At 40.7% G+C, this 24718-nt stretch carries 21 protein-coding genes; 17 read left to right on the forward strand and 4 right to left on the reverse strand.

Annotated elements, in window-relative coordinates:
- Positions 1 to 394: 394 nt before the first annotated feature.
- The 4 genes from ACEN36_RS09790 to ACEN36_RS09805 form a co-directional block, all read right to left on the reverse strand.
- Positions 395 to 1597 (reverse strand): M20 family metallopeptidase, encoded by a 1203-nt coding sequence (locus ACEN36_RS09790; RefSeq protein WP_407126503.1) that lies wholly within the window; start codon positions 1595 to 1597, stop codon positions 395 to 397.
- Between the two features lie 15 nt (positions 1598 to 1612).
- Positions 1613 to 2074: a hypothetical protein gene (locus ACEN36_RS09795; protein WP_407126504.1), complete on the reverse strand. Its 462-nt coding sequence runs from the start codon at positions 2072 to 2074 to the stop codon at positions 1613 to 1615.
- Positions 2061 to 2879 carry a DUF3100 domain-containing protein gene (locus tag ACEN36_RS09800; protein ID WP_407126505.1) on the reverse strand — a complete coding sequence of 273 codons (819 nt, stop codon included), beginning with the start codon at positions 2877 to 2879 and terminating at the stop codon, positions 2061 to 2063. The genes ACEN36_RS09795 and ACEN36_RS09800 overlap by 14 nt, the downstream gene beginning before the upstream one ends.
- A 281-nt stretch (positions 2880 to 3160) precedes the next feature.
- The gene (locus ACEN36_RS09805) at positions 3161 to 3967 is read right to left on the reverse strand and encodes a hypothetical protein (protein WP_407126506.1); all 807 of its coding nucleotides are present in this window, start codon (positions 3965 to 3967) and stop codon (positions 3161 to 3163) included.
- Positions 3968 to 4636: 669 nt separating this feature from the next.
- Between ACEN36_RS09805 and ACEN36_RS09810 the strand changes: the two genes are divergently transcribed.
- From ACEN36_RS09810 to ACEN36_RS09890, 17 genes are all read left to right on the forward strand, one after another.
- Positions 4637 to 5326, forward strand: a complete 690-nt coding sequence (locus tag ACEN36_RS09810) for a sugar transferase (RefSeq protein ID WP_407102931.1) — start codon at positions 4637 to 4639, stop codon at positions 5324 to 5326.
- Complete coding sequence (locus ACEN36_RS09815) at positions 5323 to 6288, forward strand: GNAT family N-acetyltransferase (RefSeq protein WP_079650522.1); 966 nt, start codon at positions 5323 to 5325, stop codon at positions 6286 to 6288. The genes ACEN36_RS09810 and ACEN36_RS09815 overlap by 4 nt, the downstream gene beginning before the upstream one ends.
- 22 nt (positions 6289 to 6310) lie before the next feature.
- The gene (locus ACEN36_RS09820; protein ID WP_407102933.1) at positions 6311 to 7324 is read left to right on the forward strand and encodes a 1-aminocyclopropane-1-carboxylate deaminase/D-cysteine desulfhydrase; all 1014 of its coding nucleotides are present in this window, start codon (positions 6311 to 6313) and stop codon (positions 7322 to 7324) included.
- Positions 7263 to 8891, forward strand: coding sequence for a hypothetical protein (locus ACEN36_RS09825; RefSeq protein WP_407126507.1), 1629 nt, complete (start codon positions 7263 to 7265; stop codon positions 8889 to 8891). Before ACEN36_RS09820 ends, ACEN36_RS09825 begins: the two co-directional genes overlap by 62 nt.
- A complete protein-coding gene (locus ACEN36_RS09830; protein WP_407126508.1) occupies positions 8888 to 10468 on the forward strand; it encodes a hypothetical protein in 1581 nt (526 codons plus the stop codon). The genes ACEN36_RS09825 and ACEN36_RS09830 overlap by 4 nt, the downstream gene beginning before the upstream one ends.
- Entirely contained in the window at positions 10465 to 11496 is a 1032-nt protein-coding gene (locus ACEN36_RS09835) for an ATP-grasp domain-containing protein (protein WP_407126509.1), read from the forward strand. The genes ACEN36_RS09830 and ACEN36_RS09835 overlap by 4 nt, the downstream gene beginning before the upstream one ends.
- A 66-nt stretch (positions 11497 to 11562) precedes the next feature.
- Positions 11563 to 12762: a DegT/DnrJ/EryC1/StrS family aminotransferase gene (locus ACEN36_RS09840; RefSeq protein ID WP_407096552.1), complete on the forward strand. Its 1200-nt coding sequence runs from the start codon at positions 11563 to 11565 to the stop codon at positions 12760 to 12762.
- Positions 12763 to 12804: 42 nt separating this feature from the next.
- Positions 12805 to 14028, forward strand: a complete 1224-nt coding sequence (locus tag ACEN36_RS09845; RefSeq protein WP_407126511.1) for a glycosyltransferase family 4 protein — start codon at positions 12805 to 12807, stop codon at positions 14026 to 14028.
- An 11-nt stretch (positions 14029 to 14039) separates the two neighbouring features.
- Positions 14040 to 15071 (forward strand): glycosyltransferase family 2 protein, encoded by a 1032-nt coding sequence (locus tag ACEN36_RS09850; protein ID WP_407126512.1) that lies wholly within the window; start codon positions 14040 to 14042, stop codon positions 15069 to 15071.
- 67 nt (positions 15072 to 15138) lie between these two features.
- Positions 15139 to 16335, forward strand: coding sequence for a glycosyltransferase (locus tag ACEN36_RS09855; RefSeq protein ID WP_407126513.1), 1197 nt, complete (start codon positions 15139 to 15141; stop codon positions 16333 to 16335).
- A gap of 32 nt (positions 16336 to 16367) precedes the next feature.
- Positions 16368 to 17750: a hypothetical protein gene (locus ACEN36_RS09860; protein WP_407096548.1), complete on the forward strand. Its 1383-nt coding sequence runs from the start codon at positions 16368 to 16370 to the stop codon at positions 17748 to 17750.
- Positions 17751 to 17766: 16 nt separating this feature from the next.
- Positions 17767 to 19269: a lipopolysaccharide biosynthesis protein gene (locus tag ACEN36_RS09865; RefSeq protein WP_407126514.1), complete on the forward strand. Its 1503-nt coding sequence runs from the start codon at positions 17767 to 17769 to the stop codon at positions 19267 to 19269.
- Complete coding sequence (locus ACEN36_RS09870) at positions 19262 to 20029, forward strand: YveK family protein (protein WP_407126515.1); 768 nt, start codon at positions 19262 to 19264, stop codon at positions 20027 to 20029. The genes ACEN36_RS09865 and ACEN36_RS09870 overlap by 8 nt, the downstream gene beginning before the upstream one ends.
- The gene (locus ACEN36_RS09875; protein ID WP_407126516.1) at positions 20019 to 20759 is read left to right on the forward strand and encodes a CpsD/CapB family tyrosine-protein kinase; all 741 of its coding nucleotides are present in this window, start codon (positions 20019 to 20021) and stop codon (positions 20757 to 20759) included. The genes ACEN36_RS09870 and ACEN36_RS09875 overlap by 11 nt, the downstream gene beginning before the upstream one ends.
- Positions 20760 to 20806: 47 nt before the next feature.
- The gene (locus tag ACEN36_RS09880) at positions 20807 to 22753 is read left to right on the forward strand and encodes a polysaccharide biosynthesis protein (protein WP_407126517.1); all 1947 of its coding nucleotides are present in this window, start codon (positions 20807 to 20809) and stop codon (positions 22751 to 22753) included.
- 534 nt (positions 22754 to 23287) lie between these two features.
- Positions 23288 to 24043 carry an NAD-dependent protein deacylase gene (locus tag ACEN36_RS09885; RefSeq protein WP_407096544.1) on the forward strand — a complete coding sequence of 252 codons (756 nt, stop codon included), beginning with the start codon at positions 23288 to 23290 and terminating at the stop codon, positions 24041 to 24043.
- The gene (locus ACEN36_RS09890) at positions 24040 to 24480 is read left to right on the forward strand and encodes a VOC family protein (protein ID WP_407096543.1); all 441 of its coding nucleotides are present in this window, start codon (positions 24040 to 24042) and stop codon (positions 24478 to 24480) included. Before ACEN36_RS09885 ends, ACEN36_RS09890 begins: the two co-directional genes overlap by 4 nt.
- Positions 24481 to 24718: the final 238 nt, after the last annotated feature.

Raw genomic sequence — 24718 nt, forward strand, 5'->3', positions numbered from 1 at the left:
CCTCGTTCCTCTTCGAATAGACGCTATTTGGTTAGTAAGAGCCATTCGGATGCTTCATGCCACCTCAAATGGATGCTATTAGCCAAGTAAGAGCCATTCGAGAGGCATCGTCTACCCAAAATGGACGCTATTAGCCAAGTAAGAGCTATTTGGGAGGCATTGTCTACCCCAAATGGATGCTATTCATCTAGTAAGAGCCATTCAAATGCTTCGTGCCACCCCAAATAGATGTTATTCACCTAGTAAGAGCCATCCGAATACTTCGCCTCACTCCGAATGGACGCTATTCGCTCAGCAAACGCACAAAAACACTTTACTTAGCCAAAATAGCCCTATGCAATCCAAAACAGAGCTGCCTCATTTTATCTTGAGACAACTCTGTTTTTAAGACTCTTTATTCTAAATATGTCAAAGCTTCTTGCACAAAGGAAGCAGTACCCATATATAAGTAAGTTTCATCAATATCAAATTTCGGGTGGTGATGACCATGGAAAGAGCCTTCAATTTCACGCGGGTTGCTTAAAAAGAGAAATGTCCCCGGAACTTCTTGCAAGAAAAAAGCAAAATCTTCCCCGCCCATCAAAGGTTCACGAACTTCCGTCAGCACATCATCGCCGAAAATCTCTTTTAAATTACCGACAACTTCAGCGGTTACGTCGTTATCATTGATGACAGGAGGGTATTTGTAGTCGTAAGTTACAGTGCATTCCACGCCAAATGTTTCTCCGACTCCTTTAGCAATATGTTCTAACTTAGCACATATTTTTTGCCGGATGGCATCATCAAATGCTCGTACTGTGCCTTCAATTTCTGCATTATCTGGAATAACATTTTGATTAAAACCACCGTCCACCCGTGTTACGGAGACCACTGCAGGATCGATGGCTCTTAAGTTTCGGCTCTTAATCGATTGGATTGCGGTAATCAAGTATCCGATAGCGTTCACAGGATCATCTGACAGCTCAGGATAAGCACCGTGATAACCTTTGCCTTTGACTTCAATGAGAAAGCGATCCATGGAAGCCATCATCGGTCCGAATTTATACCCGATTTTGCCTTTTGGTGTATGCGGGTCGATTTGTCCTTCGTGAAATCCTAGGACACGAGTCACTTTAGGATTCTCCAGCACTTTTTCTTCAATCATCGGTTTAGCACCGCCAGGATATTCTTCGCCTGGTTGGAACAATAATTTAACGGAACCGCTAAAAAGGTGACGATTTTCTTGTAAAATTTTTGCTGCACCCAGTAACATTGCTGTATGTCCATCATGGCCACAAGCATGCATGTTTTGGTTCAGCGATTGAAAGGGAAGTCCTGTTTGTTCTTGGACAGGTAATCCATCCATATCGGCACGTATGCCCAATACCCGGTCTTTATTTAGACCGGATTTTGTCCCTTTTATCAATCCAACAATCGCATTTCCGTTTACATACGAAGCATCATAGTCAACTCCATAAGTTTCTAATACTTGAGCGACATATTGCACAGTGCGCGGGAGTTCCAACGCTAATTCAGGAATTTGATGTAAGTCCCTCCGCCAGTGGATAATATCTGTTTCAGTGTCTTTTGCCAATTGAACAACATCTATTTGAGCCAAACTAAATCCTCCTTATTAGAACATACGGAATAAAATTTCTGAAAATACAACACAAGCCAATACTGTGCCCACGATGACCAAAATACTGACGATCGCTCCTTTATAGCCGATTTTACGAAATGCTGGCCAGTCTTTCCCAACCGATACCCCGGCATAAGCCAAAATAGGAGTACATAATGCCAGTAAGCTGATTTGCTCTACATGTGTTACCACTACAGCGGAAACTGGCGAAAGGGGAATGGAAAAGAGAATAGCGATCATTGAAATGTACGCCATAGCGGGCAAATTAAACGGAATGAGTTGTTTTAAAATCAAACCGACCAGTGTAAATAACAACAACCAAAGAATGCCGTAAATCGATTGGGTTATTGTGGCTCCATAACCGAGGACATTCCCAATAAGGGCTATAGACCCAGATATCAAAAGAGCCATTGACCAATCTAAAATCATTGTATTATTTAATTTAGCTTTCTCCATATTCACTCACCTGTTCCTTTTTTTCTTTAGTCAACCAACCATACACTCGCTCGGTCAGAGGCAGACCGATAAATAGTGCGGTATAAATACTGATTACTGAAGAAACAAGATTGGAAATTGCTGCGTAGGCTTCTAATTCGGTCGCCATTTCAGGATAGCGTTCCAACAGTGTTCCTAAACCTCCAACCATCATAGAAGCTGAACCAATACCCGAAGCTAAGGCCAACGAGATGGGTGAAATAAATGACAGCTCCGCCAATACAGACATTAAGAAACTAACCGCAATAACACCAAATACGGTTCCAACGATATAGTTGGTCATAACACCACGGAACTCTGGTGATTCAGCACCATATTTTTCTGAAATCAATGTAACGTTTGCTTCACGGCTGACTCCGAATGTCATACCGACAGATTCGCGTCCCATACCGAAAACTAAAACAGCAAGCGGTAATCCAATGGCAAAGGAAAAACCTTCCCCTAAATTTTGCAGAATAACAGGGATTCCAGCACTAAGGACTTCTTCTATGGCAGCGCCACTAGAAACCCCCAGCTTAGCCAACAACAACCCGCCAGCTAAAGCCATCATCTCAGAAGCGTGATGAGTACTTTTTTCTGTCACTATTTTTTGCTTGGGAATTAAGTAAAATAAGGTCATTAAAATCATAGAAAAAATCAGTGGCGCCAAGGTGAAAGAAAATCTCCCCAAAGGTATACGTTGTGTGCCGATCAGCTCAGCGATTACGGTGAAGATCAACACCATAATCTGTAGTGGGTAATTTTGCCAGCTTTTTTTCTTTTCCATACTCATCCTCCTTAAATGATTCCTAATCTCTGTATCTGCCTTTTTTACTTGGAAGAACTTAAATTAGTATCTTTTATTATGAAACTATTTAATGAAAATTTAATATTAGACGCTAGTGTAACATCTAACTAGTCTTAAGAGCAATACTTTTTAGAAATAAAATGAAAACTAAATGAAAATAATGAGCGTTCTTTAACTATACGTTCAAAAAAACAGCCTTACAAAGTGACAGAAGCCACTTTGTAAGGCTGTTTTAACGATTTATTTTAAGAAAAAGAATCTTATTCCATTGACACGACCATTTCCAATGCTTCTAGCGGTACTTGATGAGTTGAGAGTTCGTAGACACGGTTTTCTTTTTGCCACATGATGTCAACGAATACGGAGTCTCCTCCTTGTGGATAATCAATGAGGATCAGGCCTTTTTCACTTGGTGCGGGGAGGCTGCTTTCTTCCAAGTAAGTAACGATTCTCTTAGCTATTTCCGGTGCGTCCATTTTATCTACAGATAGAGAATGGATGGTGAAGTCCCAATTGCCTTCTTCCCAACTGAGGTATTGGCTTCCTGCAGCACCTTCTCCATAACCGGTAATCCCATAACCTAAATCAACGGCGGTTTCCTCATCAGGAGTTGCAGAAACAGCGCCATTCATTTTGGCGTCCATTTCAGCTAAAGCCGTATCGGCATCTGTATAAATGGTTCCTGACACGGCAGCTAGATCATTCCCTTGCTCGTCAGTGTACGCAACGGTATATTCATTTTCATTATTGGTTACGATATTGGCATGGCTGTTTTCCGGCATATATGTTGGCAGGAAAACAACCGCCGGATCCATTTCTAATTCAGAGCGGACTTCCGATTCAGATGATGCGCTTTCTTCTTTTGACGTATCACTCGATTCTTCCTGATTGCTAGATGACTCGGCGTTAGATTCGCTACTCATACTACTGGCAGCTTCACTACTTTGTGACTCTTCCATTTGCGCAGAAGATTCCATCGGCTCTGAATCAGAGTCAGAAGAGCAGCCAGCAAGCAGCATACCGCATACCCCAAGAACGACTAAGGGTTTGTAAGATGCTTTTGCCATAAAAAAGACCTCCTTATTTCTTACTTTTATAGTACCGCTCGCAAAATAAGATGTAAATCAATCTGATTATAGGTACACAAGGGAGGAATTTTAGTCTCATTCTTTATCGCTTTTATTCAATGTACATAGAAAAAAACACAAGTCAAAACAACTCTACACTACTATTTAGAAGGATTCTCTGAGCTTCAAATCAAAGCTACCCCTTCTGGTACATCAACACCCTTGTCAATTTTTAGACATAACTTTGTGACAAAAGGATGTCTTGCTAGTGCAATGGTTTCCAATCATAAAATAAAGCGGTTATACTGTAGCCAAGTTAAAGAAATGGCAATACTCTCATATTCACCTCGCTTCAACCCATCTTGTCTATCTTTCATAAGATAGCCGCTTTTCTTTCTTATCCACTCTGGATAACTCTTTCATACACACTTATTTTTAGGTAACACAAGTTCTTACTCTTCTATACTATTTTGAATACCCTTTTTTATCTGTGCGATTTTGTTGAACCGAATCGACCTCTTTTTAGCATACCTACGATTATTTAGTTTCTCATCAGTAAACCCTCTCGTTTTAGACTTCACCTAATAATTCTACTTATTTTTCTACACTTCCCATTAGGCTTCTATTTGTCCACCCCAAAAAACAAATCTACCAAAAGGTGTGATAGCTATGATTATGGAGAAAATTTCTTCGTTAAATTTTAAGCACCGTTCGTTTTATGCACGCTATATCAAGCGTCTAATGGATATTACGCTCTCTTTCATAGGATTGATGATGTTATTATTGCCTCTGCTAGTGATTGCCGCACTGATTCGTTTGGATTCTAAGGGACCTGTATTTTTTTTGCAAGAACGTATCGGCCAATATGGCAAAACCTTTCGGATCATTAAATTCCGTACAATGATTGTTGGCGCTGAGCATATAGGGAGCGGGCTGCAGATTCACAGCTTTAAGGACGCACGTATCACCAAAGTCGGTTTGTTTTTGCGCACAACCAGCCTAGACGAACTGCCGCAATTGATCAATATTTTAAAAGGCGATATGTCACTGGTTGGTCCAAGGCCCCCAGTGACATATGCACCATATATCGGATACAAGGCTTATCCTGAGTGGGCTAAAAATCGATTTTTGATTAAACCAGGTCTGACTGGATCTGCTCAGATTAAATACCGGAATAATGTGGAGTGGGATCAGCGGATGATAGAAGATATCCATTATTTAGAAACGCTCTCTTTTGTGACAGATCTGCTTCTCATAGTCAAAACAGCCGTTAAGTTTGTTGAGAAAGAACCCGAACAAAATTCAGTGGGAAGCTCACCAATAAATCAACAGGAAAAGATCAAGGAGGTTATCAAATGATAAAAAGTATTTACATGGATAAAGGATGGGGTGTGCTTCAGCAGGACAAAGAAGGAGGAGAAACACTTCATTTCCTATTTGAAAGAGAAGAGGGGCGTGTAGTTTACCCTTTTATCAAACGTCCAGCAGGAATAGTAGATGGCACACAATATTATGATTTAGTGACTCCGCGTGGACAAGGAGGTATCTGGATCGAACAAGCGCAAGAGGGAAAAGAAAAGGTTTTGATTCATCAATTTAGTAAAGTTTTTGACGATTATTGTACTCGTGAACATATCATCGCTGAATACATTCGTTTCAGCCCTTGGTTGAATCAGGCGAAATGGTTTGAAGAAGACTATACGATCTCTTATTTTGGAGAAGTGTATTGTACAGACCTGACAACTGATTTTTTTAATGAAGCATACAGCTCAGCTTTACGCCAGCAAATCAGAAAAGCCATAAAAAATAACGTCATTATACGTTTTACTTCTAATCCTGATTTTATTGATGAGTTTTTAAGACTGTATCAAATGACAGCAAAAGAACAACAATTCAACGAATATTATCAGCTCGATAAAAGATTTCTACAGCGTTATTTTGATTTTTACCCAGACAAAGTGGTATTCGCAGTAGCTCTATTAAATGAAAAAGTGATCTCAGCAGCCATGCTGTTAATAGGGGAGGATATCGTCCATTACCACTTTGCTGCCACAGATCCTGAATACAAACACCTTCAACCGAATAGTTTGCTGATTTATGAAGCTGCCAGTTATGGAGAAGCTTACGGCAAACGATTATTTGATCTCGGATCGGCTAAAGCCGGCAGCAGTCTGGAGAAGTACAAAAAACGGTTTACTGCTAAAGTAAAAAGTTATCCGTTTTATCGAGGCACAAAAGTTCGCAACCAAGGTGTTTATGATCAATTGGTTGAGCAGGCGAGCGATGTGCAAGAAGGGTATTTCCCCGCATACCGCAAATAAGTACGAAGTGAGGTGAAAGCAGATGGAGCCGTTTTTTACACCGACACCGATTCAGCCACTAACAGAAGATTTCCAACACAATCGATTTTACATCAAAAGAGAAGATTTGATACCCCTATCTTTCGGTGGCAACAAAGCGCGTAAAGCTTACTACTTTATCCAAGAAATGGAGCAACTGCAAGCGAACTGTCTGGTGACTTATGGCAGCAGCAGTTCCAACCATTGCCGAGTTATTGCTGCGGTTGCAGCAGCAAAAGGTTATCCTTGTCTGATTATTTCTCCCTCTTCACAAAATACCCCCACTATGAATCAGCAACTCGTTGAGACCCTCAATGCAAAACTGATTTTTACCCCTTTATCCCAAGTCAGGGAAACGATTCAGCAAACGATGGAACAATTGAAGCACGATGGTCTGCAGCCTTATTTTATTCCAGGTGGTGGACATGGAAACAATGGAACACAAGCTTATGTGGATGCCTATCGAGAAATCAAGGCAACTGAAGCTGAAAAAGGTATGTCATTTGATAGGATTTTTCATGCTTCTGGAACGGGGACTACCCAAGCTGGTTTAATTTGCGGCAATCGGTTGTTTGAAGATTCAAAGAAAATCGTCGGTATCAGTATTGCAAGAGATGTGGAAAACGGAAGACCGGTCGTACTGGAATCAGCGAATGCTTATCTGGAAAGTTGCTCATTACCACCCATCTTAGAGGAAACAGTCATTTTTGATGACCATTACCGAGCAGGTGGTTATGGTAAGCATCACGAGGACATTACTGATGTTATCAAGCAGGTTTTTATTCACGAAGGCATTGCACTAGATCCCACATATACTGGGAAAGCTTACTGGGGCATGATGCAATATATCAAAGAGCATCAAATAGAAAACCAAACAATTTTATTTATCCACACAGGAAGTAATCCTCTATTCTTTGATTATTTTCAAAAATACTGTCTTACAAGGAGTGTGAGAAATGAAGATCACTTATATCGAACTGCAAGAGCTTCCGAAAATGGCATGGGGAGCAATTGTTGAGAAAGGTACACTTGATGTAGTCGTTTATCATGGCAGAAGTGTTGAGACGAAAAAGGAATTTTTTGTGGAAGGTGCGTGGGAAGGCGACTTTGCAGAAGGACGGTTTGATCAAGCCGATTTTTTTAATGGATCAGGCGGAAGAATGAATCAAAAAACATTCAAAAAGTCCTTTATGTTCGTCACATCCAGCCATACACTAGATCGATTGCACACGATTCGTTTGAAAAATAAACTGGTCGTCTCCAACTCAATGCCGTTTGCGCTACACTTGGCACATACTCGATTGAATCCTCGATATATGGATTACGAAAAAGACTTAAACTCGATTCTAAAAGGACTTTATCACTACAAAGACTGGATTCCATTAAAAGGAAACAAAGAACTCAAATTGCATTATTATTGCAACTTGATAGTGGATGGACAACTCTCCATTAGTAAAGAAAAGAAAGCTAGCATGGAGCCATTTGAAAATTTCACTCACTACCGAACCCTCTTAAGTCAAACGCTTCAACAATTTGTACAAAATGCAAAAAGTCCATTCAGGCGAATTTCTTATGGGATTGTAACCACTATTTCCAAAGGTTATGATTCAGCGGCTTGTGCTGTTCTTGCGAAAGAAGTTGGCTGTGACACAGCACTATCCTTTGGTCGACCGATTACTTATGAAGAAGACTGTGGACTGGAAATTGCCCAACAGTTAGGCTATTCTTCCATCATTTTGAAAGATGCCTCGGCTTATTTAGCCAACGAACAACTGATAGAGACAGAATTTGTATCTACCGGTGAGTTGGGAAGTGGCGTTGTATATGCCTCTTTTGAAGAGGAAATGACCGATAATATCGTCCTTTTTGGAGAAGAAGGAGACGAATTTTGGGGCAAAGATCGCTCGGATGCCAATGCGGAATTTCGATTTCCGGATGACGTTATGACGGGTGTATCACTGATCGAGCATCGGTTGCGAGTAGGATATATTTTTGCACCACTTCCGACTTTCGGCGGTGTCGAATGGAAAAGTTTGTGGGAGCTAAGCAACTCTTTTGAGATGGAGCCGTATTCTGTCGGCGGTTCTTATGATCGGCCTATTCCAAGAAGAATTATAGAAACAGCCGGAATTCCCAGAGAATCCTTTGGGGTAGAGAAAAAAGGTGTAGGCATCAATTATCGGTATGACAGCTTTTTACGCTTGAAAGAAAGAATGTCAAAAAAATCTTTTGATTCTTATACAGACTATTACAAAACCCATCGGAAATTTGATAAGGAATACTTACAACGCTGGTTGCGTTACTTTTTAGATACTAAAAATGTTTACCTACATGTAGCGCTTCGAAAGATTGGGGTGGAGAGCAATCTAACCATGCCAAATGCAGAAAGTGAGACAAATCCCGGTGCTCCTGCTTTTTTGATTCATTGGGGAGTCGAAGAAATACAGAAAAGATATCAAAGCGCATTTGAAAAGAAAGATAAAAGACGTTTGACAGCGCTGAGGGCTGAAACAGTCTCAAGTGAAAACGGCAACCAACATTTGGACAAGGTGACTGTTGAGACTGGAAGGGGGAATGGAAAATGAAGTTTATTGAAACAGAAAGCATCGCACCCTTAGCTTGGTGTGCCAAAATTGAAAAAGAAACGCTGGCTGTGGAATTAACTCATGGCAGTAAAGTTGAAACAAGAAAAGAAGGTTTTGTAGAAGGTGCGTGGGATGGAGAGTTTACAAGTTTTCAATTTGATTTGGCCGATTTTCTGATGGGGTCGGGGGGAAAGCATGTAACAAGGGAGGGTGAGGAACAACTTTTATTTGCTACTCCGTCGCATACTTTAGAACGGTTGTATGCTGTTAGAGTTGAAAGAAATTTATACGTCTCAAACTCGCTGCCGTTTATTCTCGTTCAATCAGAAACCCATTTAGACGGACATTATTCTCGATATGAAGAAGACCTCAACACGATTCTAAACGGTCTTCAATCAGTCAAAAAATGGATTCCACTGGTTGGAAACAAGCGGCTGCAACTGTTTTATCATTGCAATTTTCTAGTGAACAGCCAATTGGAAATGGCAGTTCAGCAAAAAAGGGATATGGAGCCGTTTGCTGACTTCAAAGACTATGAAGATCGCTTGTTAACTGCGTTGAAGCGCTTGAGAGACAATGCCAGTGTATCGGAAAGGTTAACTACTTATGGCTTAGTCACTACCATTTCAAAAGGGTACGATTCTGCAGCCTGCGCTGCTCTGGCTAAAGAAATCGGCTGCGAGATAGCAGTGACCTTTAATCAGCCTGAAAAGTATGCAACAGATTCTGGAGAAGAAGTAGCACGACAATTAAATTATCCTCACATCATTCAAAAAGATGCCAATAGGTACCTAGAGAATAAAGAATTCCTTGAATCTGAATTCGTTTCTTCAGGTGATTTGGGAACCGGGATCGTTTATGCAGCTTTTGAAGAGGAATTTAAAAGGAAATTGGTTTTTATTGGACACCGCGGTGATTGTGTTTGGGGCAAAAATGCACTAGATGTTAATAACGATCTGCGCTTTAATGATTTTGTGTTCGCAGGAACTTCTCAAGTAGAAAACCGACTGAAAGCAGATTACATCTTGGTTCCTGTTCCTTATTATGGGGCAGTACAGTGGCCTTCGTTAGATCAAATATCACAATCATCAGAGATGGAGCCCTATTCGGTGGGTGGGGACTATGATCGACCTATTCCTAGAAGAATGGTTGAAACAAGAGGAGTGAATCGGGAAGAATTTGGATTTAAAAAGGCCGGTGCTGGTTTTAATTATCGCTATGACAATTCTAATCGTTTGAAAAAACGGATGTCTCCTCATTCGTACCACTCTTTTTACACGTATTTTCTTACCCATAGACGAAAATCTTATCAAAATATTTTCCGTTGGGCTCAGTATTTTTGGAATACTAAAAGAATCTATAGTGGTGTATTGCTTCATCGCTTAGGAATCAAAGTTCCTTTTAAAGAGATTGAATTTGATGGCGTTTCAAATCCGGGGCTCCCTTCCTATCTTTTTCTTTGGGGAGTTGCCAAACAGATGGAAAAATATCGAACAGGACTAGAAAGGCAGCCCAAAACGTTACCAGAAACAGTTAGAAACCGATCGTATAAAAGACAGGAGGTAGTTAAATCATGAGTACGAATATTCTTATCCTAAGTTGCGGTACACGCAATAAAATCGTAGCGTATTTCAGACAAGAACTAGCTGGTAAAGGAAAGGTCGTTGCAGCTGATTCCAGTCCGCTTGCTCCAGCGCTCTATGAAGCCGATGAGGCGGTAATTGTTCCGTCTATCAAAGACAAGCACTATTTAGAGACGCTGTTGTCATTGTGTAGAGAAAAAAAGATCAAAGCTGTTTTTTCTTTAATCGATCCTGAACTCAATTTGTTGGCGAAATACAAAAAAGACTTTTTAGCCATCGGCACGATCCCTATTATTTCAGATGTAGAAAAAGCTGCGATGTGCTTTAATAAGTATGCTTTATATGAATTTTTGACGCAAGCACAGATTCCTACTCCAATAAGTTATTTGGAAGAACATAAATTTTTACAGGATATGAGAAAAGGGCTGATCTCTTTTCCGGTCATTATAAAACCTTATGATGGCAGTGCCAGTATGCAGATTCATAAAGTGCATTCCAGTGATGAAATGGAAGACTTGATGGTATGTGACGATCATCTGATGATCCAAGAATTTATGGATGGTATTGAAATAGGGGCAGATGTTTATGTTGATTTGCTTTCTCGAAAAGTGGTCTCTATTTTCACCAAAGAAAAAATCAAAATGCGTGCCGGAGAGACAGACAAAGCCCGTTCTATAAAAGAGGGGAAATTATTTGATCTTATTCAATCTGTTGTTGAGAAGGTCGGTTTGACCGGGATGCTGGATATTGATTTATTCAAAGTCGGAGATGAGTATGTGATTTCTGAAATCAACCCGCGCTTCGGCGGCGGCTATCCGCACGCTTATGGCTGTGGCGTATCTTTTCCTCGCATGCTCCTCAATAATCTGGAAGGAAAAGTAAATCCTTCTCAGATAGGAGAGTATGAAGCAGATATCTATATGGCCAAATACAATGAGATCAAGATTATTCCAGCAGCAGAGTTGCCTAAAGAGATGATGATTTCCTTACCAATTCCAGACGCCGCTTCTTCTCAGAGCTGACTCGTTGTTTAACGCTCTGATGAAAAGCGGTTAAAAATAAAAATAGACGAAACAGGAGTGAACGCTATGGAGCAACCAAAAAGAATATTACTCTCTTCCCCGCATATGTCGGGAAACGAATTGAGGTACATTGATGAAGCTTTTCAAACCAATTGGATCGCCCCGCTTGGACCGAATGTGAATCAATTTGAAACAGACTTGGCTCATTACGCTGGAACAAAAGCAGCTACAGTGACCAACTCAGGAACTGCTGCTATTCATCTAGCGTTAGCTGTCTTGGGTGTCCAAAAAGGGGATAGAGTATTTTGCTCTACGTTTACTTTTATTGCTAGTGCCAATCCAGTTCTTTATCTAGGAGCCGACTTGGCTTTCATTGATTCAGAGCCAAACACTTGGAATATGTCGCCTATTGCCCTAGCTAGAGCTTTAAAAACAGCTAAGCGGGAGAATCAGTTGCCAAAAGCCATCATTGTTGTCCATCTATACGGACAAAGCGCCAATATGGAAGCCTTGCTTGAAGTTGCGGATGCATATGGTGTTCCGATTATAGAAGACGCTGCTGAGTCCTTAGGTTCAACGTATAAAGATAAAAAGAGCGGAACATTAGGTAAAATCGGTGTTTATTCTTTCAATGGGAATAAAATCATTACTACATCTGGTGGAGGAGCACTAGTATCGGACGATGAAGAATTAGTCGAAACAGCTCGATTTTTGGCTACTCAGGCTAAAGACTCAGCTCCTTATTACCAACATTCAAAAATAGGCTACAACTACCGGATGAGCAACATTTCAGCAGGTATTGGGATCGCTCAATTACAAGTCTTGGAAGAAAGAGTAGCCAGCCGTAGAGCAGTATTCGATCTTTATACACAGGAAATGAACAACATCGAAGGAATCCGGTTCATGCCTGAACTAGAAGGGTCTGTTTCTAATCGTTGGCTGACGACGTTGCTGATTGATCCCTTTATCATTCAGCAAAAGCCGTTTGAAGTGATGCAGCTGATGAATGAAGTGGGCATCGAAACGCGTTTGCTTTGGAAACCACTGCACTTGCAACCTCTGTTCAAACAAGCTAAGTTCTATCGCCATAATGAACGAACGAGTCCTGTATCTGATTTACTGTTTGCTATGGGCTTATGTCTCCCCTCAGGAAGCAATTTGAGACTGGAAGAGCAATACCGTGTCATTGAAACACTCCATCAAATCTTTAATCCTCAACTAATCTACGCACCAACCATCAAAACACCAGCATTCTCTGATTACTAACTTCCTTATCTCAACCATTCATTGAAAAAGGAGGAATCCAGTATGTCAAAAGCTTTAGTGATGGCATCCATCGCTCCTATGATCTCATCTTTTAATCGCGACAACATTCGCTTGCTGCAAGAAATGGGGCTTGAAGTCCACGTACTAGCTAATTTTGCTGAAGACAGTGAAAAGCCAACAGGCCGGAACCAACAGTTTAGAAAAGAGTTAGAAGCTAAAGGCGTAACGGTCTTTGATGTTGCAATAGACCGAAATCCATTGAAAAAAACCAACCTGCAAGTATTTTTTCACATCAAAAAAATCTTTGACCAAGAACACTATGCTTTGATCCATTGCCATTCACCAATAGGAGGTGTGTTGACTCGACTGGCTGCTGCAGAAGCTCGGAAAAGCGGCACAAAAGTTATTTACACGGCTCATGGTTTTCATTTCTTTAATGGGGCTCCTAGAAAAAATTGGCTGTTGTACTATCCAGTTGAAAAATGGTTAGCGCGTTATACCGACTGCTTGATCACTATTAATGGAGAAGACTATGAAGCGGCTCACCTTCGCAAATTTAAAGTCGGTTATCTGACTATGATGGAAGGAGTAGGGATCGATCAAATGCGTTTTATCCCCACGAATGATGCACTTCGAAAAGAGGTCAGAACAAAACTTGGTTTCCCAAAAGAGGCGTTTATTCTGATTTATGTCGGCGAATTGTGCACCCGGAAAAATCAACGGGTACTTATTGAAACTGCAAAGTTGCTGGCACCGGATATAGCAGATCTTAAGCTGCTGTTGGTCGGAGAAGGAGATAAAAGAGAACAGTATATTCACCAAATCAGTGAACTTGGGGTGGAAGAACAAGTTGAACTATTAGGCTACCGTGGAGATGTGAACCAACTGATGCAGATGGCGGATGTCGTAGTTTCTTCTTCCAAACAAGAAGGACTGCCCGTCAATATCATGGAAGGAATGGCAACTGGTCTGCCCTTAGTAGTCAGCAACTGCCGTGGAAACCGAGATTTGGTTCGCAACGGACAAAACGGTTTTGTGGTCGAAGAAGAAGCGGCTCAGTTTGCTGAAGCAATCAAGGAGCTGTATGCATCAAAAGCTCTGCGTAAATCATTTGGAGCTCAGAGCTTAGAGCTGGTACAGCAATACGGCATCAACACGATCTCGCTTAAAATGAAAACTCTTTATCAAGAAACGTTGCAGACGGCGATCTCCATGTCTTTTACCGCAGCAACGTTGACCTCAGAACAAAAGAAAACGACAAGATGAGGGTGTTAAACATGATCAATCCAAAAGTGAGTGTCATTGTTCCGATTTACAATGCTGAAGCATTTTTAGTTTCTTGTGTTAGAAGTGTCTTAGCACAAACGTTGACAGATATCGAGGTTTTGCTAATAGATGATGGATCTTCTGACAGCTCAGCGGTTATTTGTCGGCATTTTATGCAACAGGATTCACGAGTCACTGTGATCAATAAAGAAAACGAAGGAGTCTCGGCAACTAGAAATCTAGGTCTGGCATGGGCAAAAGGCGAATACATTGCTTTTCTGGATGCTGATGACACGCTGATTGAAGAGGCGTTAGAGATACTCGTTCAAACACTCGAAGAAAAACAAGTAGAGGTTGTTTTTGCCAATTATTTTTACCTCTACAATGATCGAAAAGTTTATCGCGGACCCCGAATACCAGGAGGAATCTATCCTGTAACAGAGCTCAGGTCACAATTGATCGACGATGGGACCTTATCCGGCATCTTATTTGGATCGGTGGGGGCAGCTTTGTACAAAAGAGCATTGATCGAGCAGCATCACATTCGGTTTCAAGAAGAAGTGGCTTTAAATGAAGATGGTTTATTCAATGTCATGTACCTGCTTCATTCAACCAGCTGTTGCTATTTGAGTGACCAGCACGTATACGGCTATCGAAAACAAATTGAATCTGTCACGAGTCGATTCCAACCCAATAAAAATTTTGACAGTGCCACAGTTGCTATTGATCAGTATTGCCAGCCAATCAGTCAGGAATTATCATTGGAGCAGCAATTGCGCAGAAGGCAGGTCTCTATCAGCTTATGGCAGGCATTGAATATTTGTTCAGAAGAAAACCCGGCTTCTTATCGAGCAACGATTCGGCAGCTGAAGGAACTATTTGGACACCAAGAACTGCAAGGATGTTTCCCTTACATGGAAGAAGAGAAAATGAATCGCTACAAACGAGTTTATTACCAGCTGATAAAAAAAAGACGCACACACTTATTTTATCTTACGACCCGATTTTTACTGCCGACTGCTTCAAGGCTCGTAAAAAGATAGGTCTACTGATGGAAGATAAAAAAACATAAATGTTGATGGCGTTTATGTCGGGAAAGGAGAAAGTAAGATGAAAATTCTCTTTGTTGGACAAAATTTGCAGCAAGGTGGTGTCCAGATTGCTTTGGTCAATACATTAAAAGAACTGGTCAAGCAACAACATACGATCGATCTTTTCTTATTCGGCACTGGGGACTATGCTTCAGAAGTGCCTCCAGAAGTGAATTTTTACCAAGGTACTAAGGGATTGCAGTTAGTGGCTACGCCTTATCATAAACTAGCCCAGAAAAAAAACAGTTTCGATTATTGGTATCGATTAGGACTAACAATGGCAGTTCGGATTAAAAATCCTCATAGATTCTATGCTGATTTGTTCAAGCGTCAAAAAATGTTTGGGGGCTATGATGTTGCGATTTCCTATTTTACAGATATCCCACATGGCTACTTCAATCAAGGAACCAATCAATACGTAGCAGACTTTGTAGAAGCTCGACAAAAGATCGCTTGGATTCACAACGATCCATTTGAAGGGCATTTTGAAGTAGATCATTGCCGCCGAGTATATGGAAATTTCGATCGGATCATTTGTGTTTCGGAAGCTTGTGCTGTGAAATTCAGACAATTTTTACCAGAATATGCCGGTAAAATTGGAACGGTCTACAACTTTTTTCCTTTAGAAGAGATTCTAGAAAAAGCACAGTCTATCAAATCAGCAATGCAGATCCCTCTTGATACGCCACTTATAAAACTAGTGACAGTAGCTCGCATCGATAATCAACAAAAACGGCTGGATCGTATTTTAGAAGTTGGGAAAAAGTTGATTGAAAACAAGGTAACGAACTTTCATTGGGAGATCATTGGGGAAGGGCCAGATTTAAAAAGCAATCAAGAACAAATTCAATTGGCTGGACTAGAGCGTTTTATCGTATACCGCGGTTCACAGTTGAATCCGTACCCTGCAATAGCGCAAAGTGATTTATTTGTACTGACGTCGCAATATGAGGGGTATCCAATGGTCGTCAATGAAGCATTGATCTTAGGTGTTCCAGTAGTTACGACTCCTTATGCAGCAGCTGCAGAGCAAGTTGAGTCGGGCTGCAACGGAATCATCACTAAAATGGATATCGAAGATTTGTACCAACAGCTGAAAAGGCTGTTGGAAGATCCTGCAAAGATTCAGCAACTTAAAAATTATATTCAAAAACATCCGCTAACGAATCAAATGGCTATGGAGCAGCTGGATATCGTATTAGAAAAGAAGGGATAGTCAGCAGTTAGAACAGAAGAGGTGAAGTCCTTATGGAAATAGAATCAAGCAAAACACCATTCGTCAATGCGAGCAGTATGAGTTGCTTTTTTGGCACCTTGTTTGTACTACTTAAAATGATTTCAGGAAGCAATCTCTTTTTAATTCTTTTTTTAGCAACAGCAGGGGTAGGAATGCTGTTGGAAAAGCCAGAGAATAAAATCAAATTGCTGTTGTTTTTTACACCGTGGGCGTATGCCATCAAGTTTCATTTTACTCAGACTTCCTTATTTACGGTCATTACTATGATGTATTGTCTGATCATGCTGATGACGATCTTGATGAATCGAATTCAAATTCCGCCTTATTACTTAATCAGTATGCTGCTTTTTGTAGGTTATATTCTTTTTTCATTGATGTTGAATGCTTCGACTTCTTTAAAAGGGGCGGTTAGTTTCCTGGCAACTTTTGCTGCAGTTTATTTAGCAGTGATCTTCATTGAAAAGCGCGATACGTTCAAGAGTTGTGCCAGAACCTATGCTGCGGGACTGGCGGTCTCCAGCGTGATAACGTTCCTCGGTTCATTCATTCCTAGGATCAGGACTTATCTCGAAAGCTACGCTACTGCATACACAGTCAATACAGAAGGGCAACTGTATAGCCGTTTTTCAGGACTCGACATTGACCCCAATTACTATGCGATCCAAATTTTGATCGGTTTATCTTGTCTGGTGATGTTGGTGTTGGCAAGAGAAGCAAAGCTGATTGATTACTTGCTGTCTTTGCTGCTCATCATCTTTGGCCTTTTGTCTCTTTCTAAAATGTTTTTATTGAGTCTGGGATTACTGTTGACGTTTCTTCTGCTGCAACTAGTCAAAACAGATCTGAAGCAATTGATAAAAGTCTTGTTCTTGTTGACAGGCTTATTGGCAGTGGGGTTTATCTACGCAAAAGATTACTTTTATGAAGCATTTCTGTTCCGCTTTTTAAGTCAAGGAACAGATGCTTCCTCATTAACTACAGGACGTTCCACAATTTGGCTCCACTATTTGTACGGAATAACAAAAGACTTTAAATTGATGGTATTTGGAAATGGTGTCACTGGAGAATACTTGAATGGTGAGATTTCACATAATATGTATCTCATTGCTTGGTATTACTTAGGAATAGTGGGAATCTTGATTGTATTGCAGCTCTTTTTCCAAATGAATTCCATTTTGCGTTTTAATCTGAAGCGGCAGACCTCTTTATCCTTTTTCCACTATTCATCCATTACACTGTTGTTGCTGCTGATCACCAACTTTGCATTAGATTCCTTCATCATGCATTACTTCGGCGTTCATCTCTTTTTAGTCTTGATCGGCATTAACAGTCTGGCAAAACCTGTTCAGATAGAAGAAAATAATCGGTTGGCGATGATTCGTTCAGACCACTAAGGAAGTGAATGAGCAAATGAAGGAAACTGCGACTAGAAAAAATGTATTGTCCGGATTGGTCTGGAAACTCTTGGAAAGAGGAGGAGATCAGGTTATCCAATTCATCATTCAATTGATGTTGGCTCGTCTGCTTCTTCCCGAAGATTATGGTCTGATCGCTCTGATCGCTATTTTTATCGCTTTGGCTAATGTGTTTATTCAGACCGGTTTTACGACTGCGCTGATCCAAGCTAAAGAAATAGATGAACTGGACTACGCTTCAGCTTTTTATTTCAGTTCTTTTTTAACCGTTCTGCTGTATATCTGCTTATTTTTGACAGCCCCTGTCATTGTCGGCTTTTATGGCAAACTCCAGTTAGTTCCCGTTATCCGAGTGCTGGCACTCTCCTTATTTTGCGGCCCCTTAAACTCGATCCAATACGCCATTGTTTCCCGCACACTGCAATTTAAAAAGTTCTTTTTCAGCAGCTTGAGCGGCACACTCATTTCTGGTGTCGTAGGCGTTTATCTAGCCTATGAAGGATTTGGTGTCTGGGCATTAGTTGGGCAGCAGCTCTCCAACATTTTTATTGACACTTTCGTATTATGGTTTACAGTGAGCTGGCGGCCAAAGCTGATTTTTTCATTTCAACGCATCAAAAAACTGCTTTCTTTCGGTTGGAAGATGCTGACCTCAACTTTACTGGACACCTTGTACACCAACTCATACGGATTGGTGATTGGAAAGGTGATCAGCCCCACTATGCTGGGATATTACAATCGGGCAAATCAATTCCCCAGTATCATCGTCAATAATGTCAATAACTCCTTATCCACTGTTTTATTCCCCGTTATGTCCGCTAGTCAAGAGGATAAGCCGCATATCCGATCAATGATGAAACGCTCATTACAGGTCAGTTCCCTGATTATTTTCCCGCTGATGACGGGATTGATCATTTGTTCAAAGGCACTGGTAACCACTCTGCTGACCGATAAATGGTTGGCTTCTGTTCCATTGATCCAACTGATCAGTTTAGCCTATGCCTTTTATCCTCTGCACATTACCAATATTGTAGCCATATCTTCTCTTGGAAAAAGCGACTTGATTTTGAAATTGGAAGTTATCAAAAGGGTTTTGAGTCTAATTTGCCTGTTCATTAGTATTCCATTTGGTATTTATGTCATTGTTGCTTTCGAGCCAGTCATTTCTATCGCAACGTTTATTTTAAATGCTCGACCGAATAAAAAATTATTGGACTATGGTGTAAAGGAACAACTGATGACCATTTTGCCTTACCTGATGCTCTCCGTCGCAATGGGGATAGTTGTTTATCCGCTAGGGTATTTGCAACTAGGCAGTTTAACTACATTGATTTTACAAGCTACTACGGGTGCAGCGTTCTATTTTGGGGCATCCCTGATGATCAAAACGAGCAGCATCCATTATTTGTTGGCTGCGGCAAAAGAATTGATATGGAGACGAAAACAAGTAGAAAGACCACTAACGATTACGAAAAGCGGGAGGGAATACGATGAGTAAAAAAATTGACTTCATCGAGTTGCTTAAAATTGTTCAGAAAAATTGGCTGGTCATCTTATGTACAGGAATATTAGGCTTTGCGTTGTCTTATTATACGACTGTTTACCTGGTCACCCCCCAGTACCAAGCTAAGACACAGCTGCTTGTCAATCGTCCAAATACAGAAGAAGGAAACATGGACTTGAATGATATCCAATCGAACATCCAAATCATCAATACGTATCGCGATATTTTAACAGATTCTGTGGTGATTGATCAAGTGTTGAGCGAACTGGATGAACCATTGACAGAAGAAGCATTGATAGAGAAAATGTCTATCGTTATTCAAGAAGACTCGCAGATTTTCAAGATTGAAGTAGTGGATGACAGTCCCGATAGAGCGGCTGAGATAGCTAATTTGATTGCGACGACTTTCCAAGAAAATGTGGGTAATATCTTACATGTTGAAAACGTAGCGATCTTATCTGCGGCTAAGATCAACTCCACACCGATATCGCCTCGTACGAATTTTAATGTATTGATCGGGACAATGATCGGTCTGATCGTTGGAATCAGTATCAGCTTGATGAAAGTTATGCTGGATACGAAGATCCATGATGAAAAAGTGATTACAGAAAAGCTGGGTTGGATTCAGCTGGGAACAATCTCTGAAATGCCCAAAGCCTTTGTTCTACGAGCAGAAGAAGAAAAAAAGTCGGTCAATAACGCTCAGATAGAAGAAAATGAGCGAGCAGAAAAGGAGCCCAGCCATGTTCGATAACTTTCCCCAAGTGCTCAATAACTTGTTCAATAAAAAGAAAACAGAACCAAGGAATACAGCTTATGAGATCGTAACGATGACGAGACCACAATCCTTTATCGCTGAAGAATATCGAACATTGCGCACCAATATTCAGTTTTCAATGGTAGATAAAAAGCTGAAAACGCTCCAATTTACATCGAGTGGGCCGAATGAAGGAAAAACGACAACTGCTATCAATGTCGCTGTTCTCTTTGCCTCTCAAGGAAAAAAAGTTTTGTTGGTTGATGCAGACATGCGTAGACCTTCGTTACACAGTATTTTTCAAGTTTCCAATCAAAAAGGGTTGTCCACTATTTTAACGGATGAAAGGCCCAATCCAGCTTCTGTCATTTATCCCTTAGAACACCAGCGCTTGTTTCTAATGACCAGCGGCATTCAGCCGCCGAACCCATCTGAGTTGTTGGCTTCTAAGCAAATGAATATCTTGATGCAGTACTTTAAGGAACATTATGACTTGATTATCTTTGATTTACCGCCTATTCTGCCTGTTACAGATGCTCAAATCATGGCGAGCAAAGTTGACGGAACCATCTTTGTGATCCGGCACGATTCAGCTCATCTAAATGAAGTCCTGCAAGCAAAAGAAATGCTGCAGCGTGTTCATGCGAATGTCGTTGGAGCGGTCTTTAATGACAAGCCGCGAAATAAAAAAATGTCTGGTACTTATTATAGTCAAACTGAAAATTGATATCGTCCCCATATGATTCAGCAAAAGACGAATGGAGGAGTATAGATATGAAGAGAGAATGGCCAGTAAAAGATATGCCGCAAAAAGATATTCGAACGGTTTTTTATAAACCCGCATTTTTACGTTACCCCATCGCAAGAAAATGGATAGACTTAGGGTTAGACCACCTGTTGCTCTTTCTTTCTTGGACGGTTGCCTACATCTTTTTAGAAAACCTGCTTTTTATCCCACTTCCATTTGCCTTTTTCTTCTTAACCACTATTTGGATCAGTTACAGTGTATTTTCACTTTGGACGGATTCCTGTGCGATGATTTATCGGTATACGGATATTAAAGAAATGATCAAAGTGATGGGAGGTTTTACTCTTTCTATCGCGATCTCTGCTACTCTATCTTTATTTTTAACGAGCGGTGCACGTGTCCAATTTATTCTGCTGGTTTATTTCTTGTCGCTTCTAGTGACAGGCGGCAAGTTTGTTTTTGTTAAAGCTAAGAGTGAAATGGACGGTTTTAAGAAGAAACGCCAAGTTCCCGTCAGAAAAATACGGACTTTAGTGGTAGGAGCTGGGGACGGCGGCAGCTTATTTATCAAAAACAGCCAGAAACATTTACCTGAGATCCAGTTGATCGGAATCGTGGATGATGATGCGGCTAAACACCACATGCGTGTATTCGGGGTTCCTATTTTAGGTGGGACTGCAGACATTCCTTATTTGGTAGCTGTTCAAGAGATCGAACAAATCACTATTGCTATTCCCTCGTTAGTGCCTGAGGATCTGGAGAGAATCCTTGAATTGTGCAACCAAAGTCAAGCGACAGTCAATCTGATGCCTTCGATTGAAGATGTAGTGAGCGGCAAACTATCTGTCCAACGTTTTCGTGAAGTAGATGTAGTTGATTTATTAGGAAGAGATGAAGTTACGTTAGATACGAAACAATTAGCTAGAGAATTAAGCGGAAAAACCTTATTGATCAGTGGAGCCGGGGGTTCAATCGGTTCTGAAATCAGTCGTATTTTAGCTTCATTTTCTCCTCAAAAACTGATTCTCTTAGGACATGGCGAAAATTCTATTTATCAAATTCATCGTGAATTGAACAAACGATATGGTGGGAAAATTGAGATTATTCCCGTGATTGCAGATGTTAAAGATCGTGCCAGAATGTTTGAAGTGATGAAGCTGTACAAACCGGATATTGTGTATCATGCGGCGGCACATAAACACGTTCCTATGATGGAACTGAATACTGCTGAGGCCGTTAAAAATAATGTTTATGGGACAAAGAATATTGCTGAAGCCTCAAAAGCAGCTGGTGTAGGAACTTTTGTTATGGTGTCAACGGATAAAGCAGTTAATCCTCCAAACGTTATGGGGGCTACTAAACGCTTGGCAGAGATGATCGTGACAAGTTTGAATGAGCCGGGCGGTACGAATTTCGCAGCTGTCCGTTTTGGAAATGTATTAGGAAGCAGAGGAAGCGTAGTACCATTGTTTAGGGAACAAATCAAAGCGGGAGGGCCTGTTACTGTGACAGACTTTCGAATGACCCGTTACTTTATGACGATTCCGGAAGCTAGTCGTTTGGTCATCCAAGCAGGCGCATTGGCAAAAGGCGGTGAAATTTTCGTGCTGGATATGGGTAAACCTGTCAGAATCGTTGATTTAGCCAGAAAAATGGTGCAGATCAGCGGCTATACAGACAACGAGATCGAAGTGGTCGAAACGGGAATCAGACCAGGCGAAAAATTGTATGAAGAACTGTTAATCGCCAGTGAGAATACTGGAGAAAAAGTGTTTGACAAAATTTTTGTCGGAAAAGCAGTTCAGAAACCACTAACAGATATCGTAGCGTTTTTACAAATGATAGAAGGCGAAAATGAAAAAACGTTGCGTGATGATCTGATTACCTATGCAAGGCTTCATCAACAACAAATGCCTAAAGAAGAAAAACAGCCTGAAATAGAAGGTATTGTCAGAGAGAAACAGTTAGCTTAATTAGAAATGCACCATCAGCGGACCGGAGACTTTAAGCATCTTCTGCGGTTCGCTTTTTCTATAACTATAGCAGGACGTAAAAGCAGCTAATAGAGGCTCTTTATATTCTAGCGATGGTAAGAAATTTTCTCCGGCCTGTGGGTTGCTTAGGGAAAACTATAGGAACGCCAGCGTCAAATGTTGTAGAATCCTTATAGAAAGTACAAGAGGTTTTAAGTTATTTTAGCTGCTTTTTTCGATATAATGAAATAAAAATAAGAGCTGAAGTTGAACGGAAGGAAAAAAGGTGGGGCCCCCTCCTGCTGGCATGAGTGGTCACCTAGATCTTTTTGAACCATGGGGAGGGAGGAAATTTCGGCTTACATTAACTTATTTAGATCCGGAGTATGCTTAAGCCGGAGAAACAGAAGAAAATAAGATATCTCAACAGGACCATGAAGATGGATGGAACTTGACCTTAGATAATTTGGCAGTTTTTGTAACTAAAAAAGAGGATAAAAATAAGTGGTTTTGAGAATCTGAAAGGATGGTAAATTGAGCGAGCAAGTAAACAAAGCAGCGCAAATGATTCAAGATTCAAAACGAATTGTGGCTTTCACGGGAGCGGGAATCAGTACAGAAAGTGGAGTGCCGGATTTTCGTTCAGCAGGCGGTTTTTTGGATCAGTTATCTGGCACACACTATACTGGTGAAGAAGCGCTAAGTGTGCCTTTTTTTGAACAATATCCGGAACTGTTTTTTGAAAACTACCGTAATACGTTAGATTTTCCAGATGCTGAACCCAACTTTGGGCATCAATTTTTTCAATTGCTGGAAGCAAAAGGGAAGCAAGTGACGATAGTAACGCAAAATATCGACAATTTGCATGAAGCTGCTGGGAGTTCAACAGTGTTCTCATTACATGGCAATGCGACCAAATGGAAATCTGTCAATACCCATAAATCCGTCGTAAAAGAAGAGGTACGTTGGGATGAAAAAGGGATAGCAGTAGAAAGTAAAGGTAATGTAGTGAGACCTGATATTGTGTTATATGGAGATCAACTGGATCAGCAAGTGCTTAGCGGTGCCATAAAAGCTATTCAAGAAGCTGATTTATTGATGGTCATTGGTACAAGCTTGAATGTCATGCCGGCTGCTTATTTGTTAGATGATTTTCGTGGAAATCAGTCGATCTTGATTAACCAAACGGATGTAGCTGGAATGGACCGATTTGATGTAGTAGTAAAAGAAAAAAGCGGCCAATTTTTACAGAAAGTGTGGCATATGCTAACTCAGGAGGAAAATACATGAACCGATTGAATTTGATTACGTTAGGTGTAAGAGATATTGTGAAGTCCTTACATTTTTATCGAGATGGTTTGGGGTTTGATGTGAAAGTTATTGGAACAGAAGCATCGCCTGAAGTGGTCTTTATTAACAATGACGGAACTAAAATCTCCCTATTTCCTTTGGAAGAATTAATAAAAGATATCCAGTCTCCTCAGCCGATTAGTCCTGTAGAAGGATTTAACGGTATTTCACTGGCGTATAATGGAAAATCAAAAGAAGAAGTGGACGAGATCTTTGCTTTGGCAGAAAAAGCGGGAGCGTTGATCGTTAAAAAGCCGGAAGTCGTTTTTTGGGGTGGATACAGCGGTTATTTTCAAGATCCTGATGGCATCTACTGGGAAGTGGCCTATGGAGAAGATTGGGAATTTGATGACAATGATATGCTGATCATCAAATAGAAATTGTAGTAGAAGAATGGATAACTTCTTTATATGTTTTTTACTGCTCGAGAGGGCTGCTATTCGTCGGATAAGAGCCTTCTGAGAATAGGACCCTACCTATTTAATAAGAGGTAAGCCCGTTATAATGGACGCTGCAGAAAAAAAGGAAGACACGACAAAGAGCCTGATTTACTTTCAATTTTGAAATCAGGCTTTTTGGTCTATATTTTTAAAGGTTGGCAGGATTGAACGATTT

The sequence above is a fragment of the Desemzia sp. FAM 23989 genome (assembly GCF_045528345.1).
Taxonomy (GTDB): Bacteria; Bacillota; Bacilli; order Lactobacillales; family Carnobacteriaceae; genus Desemzia.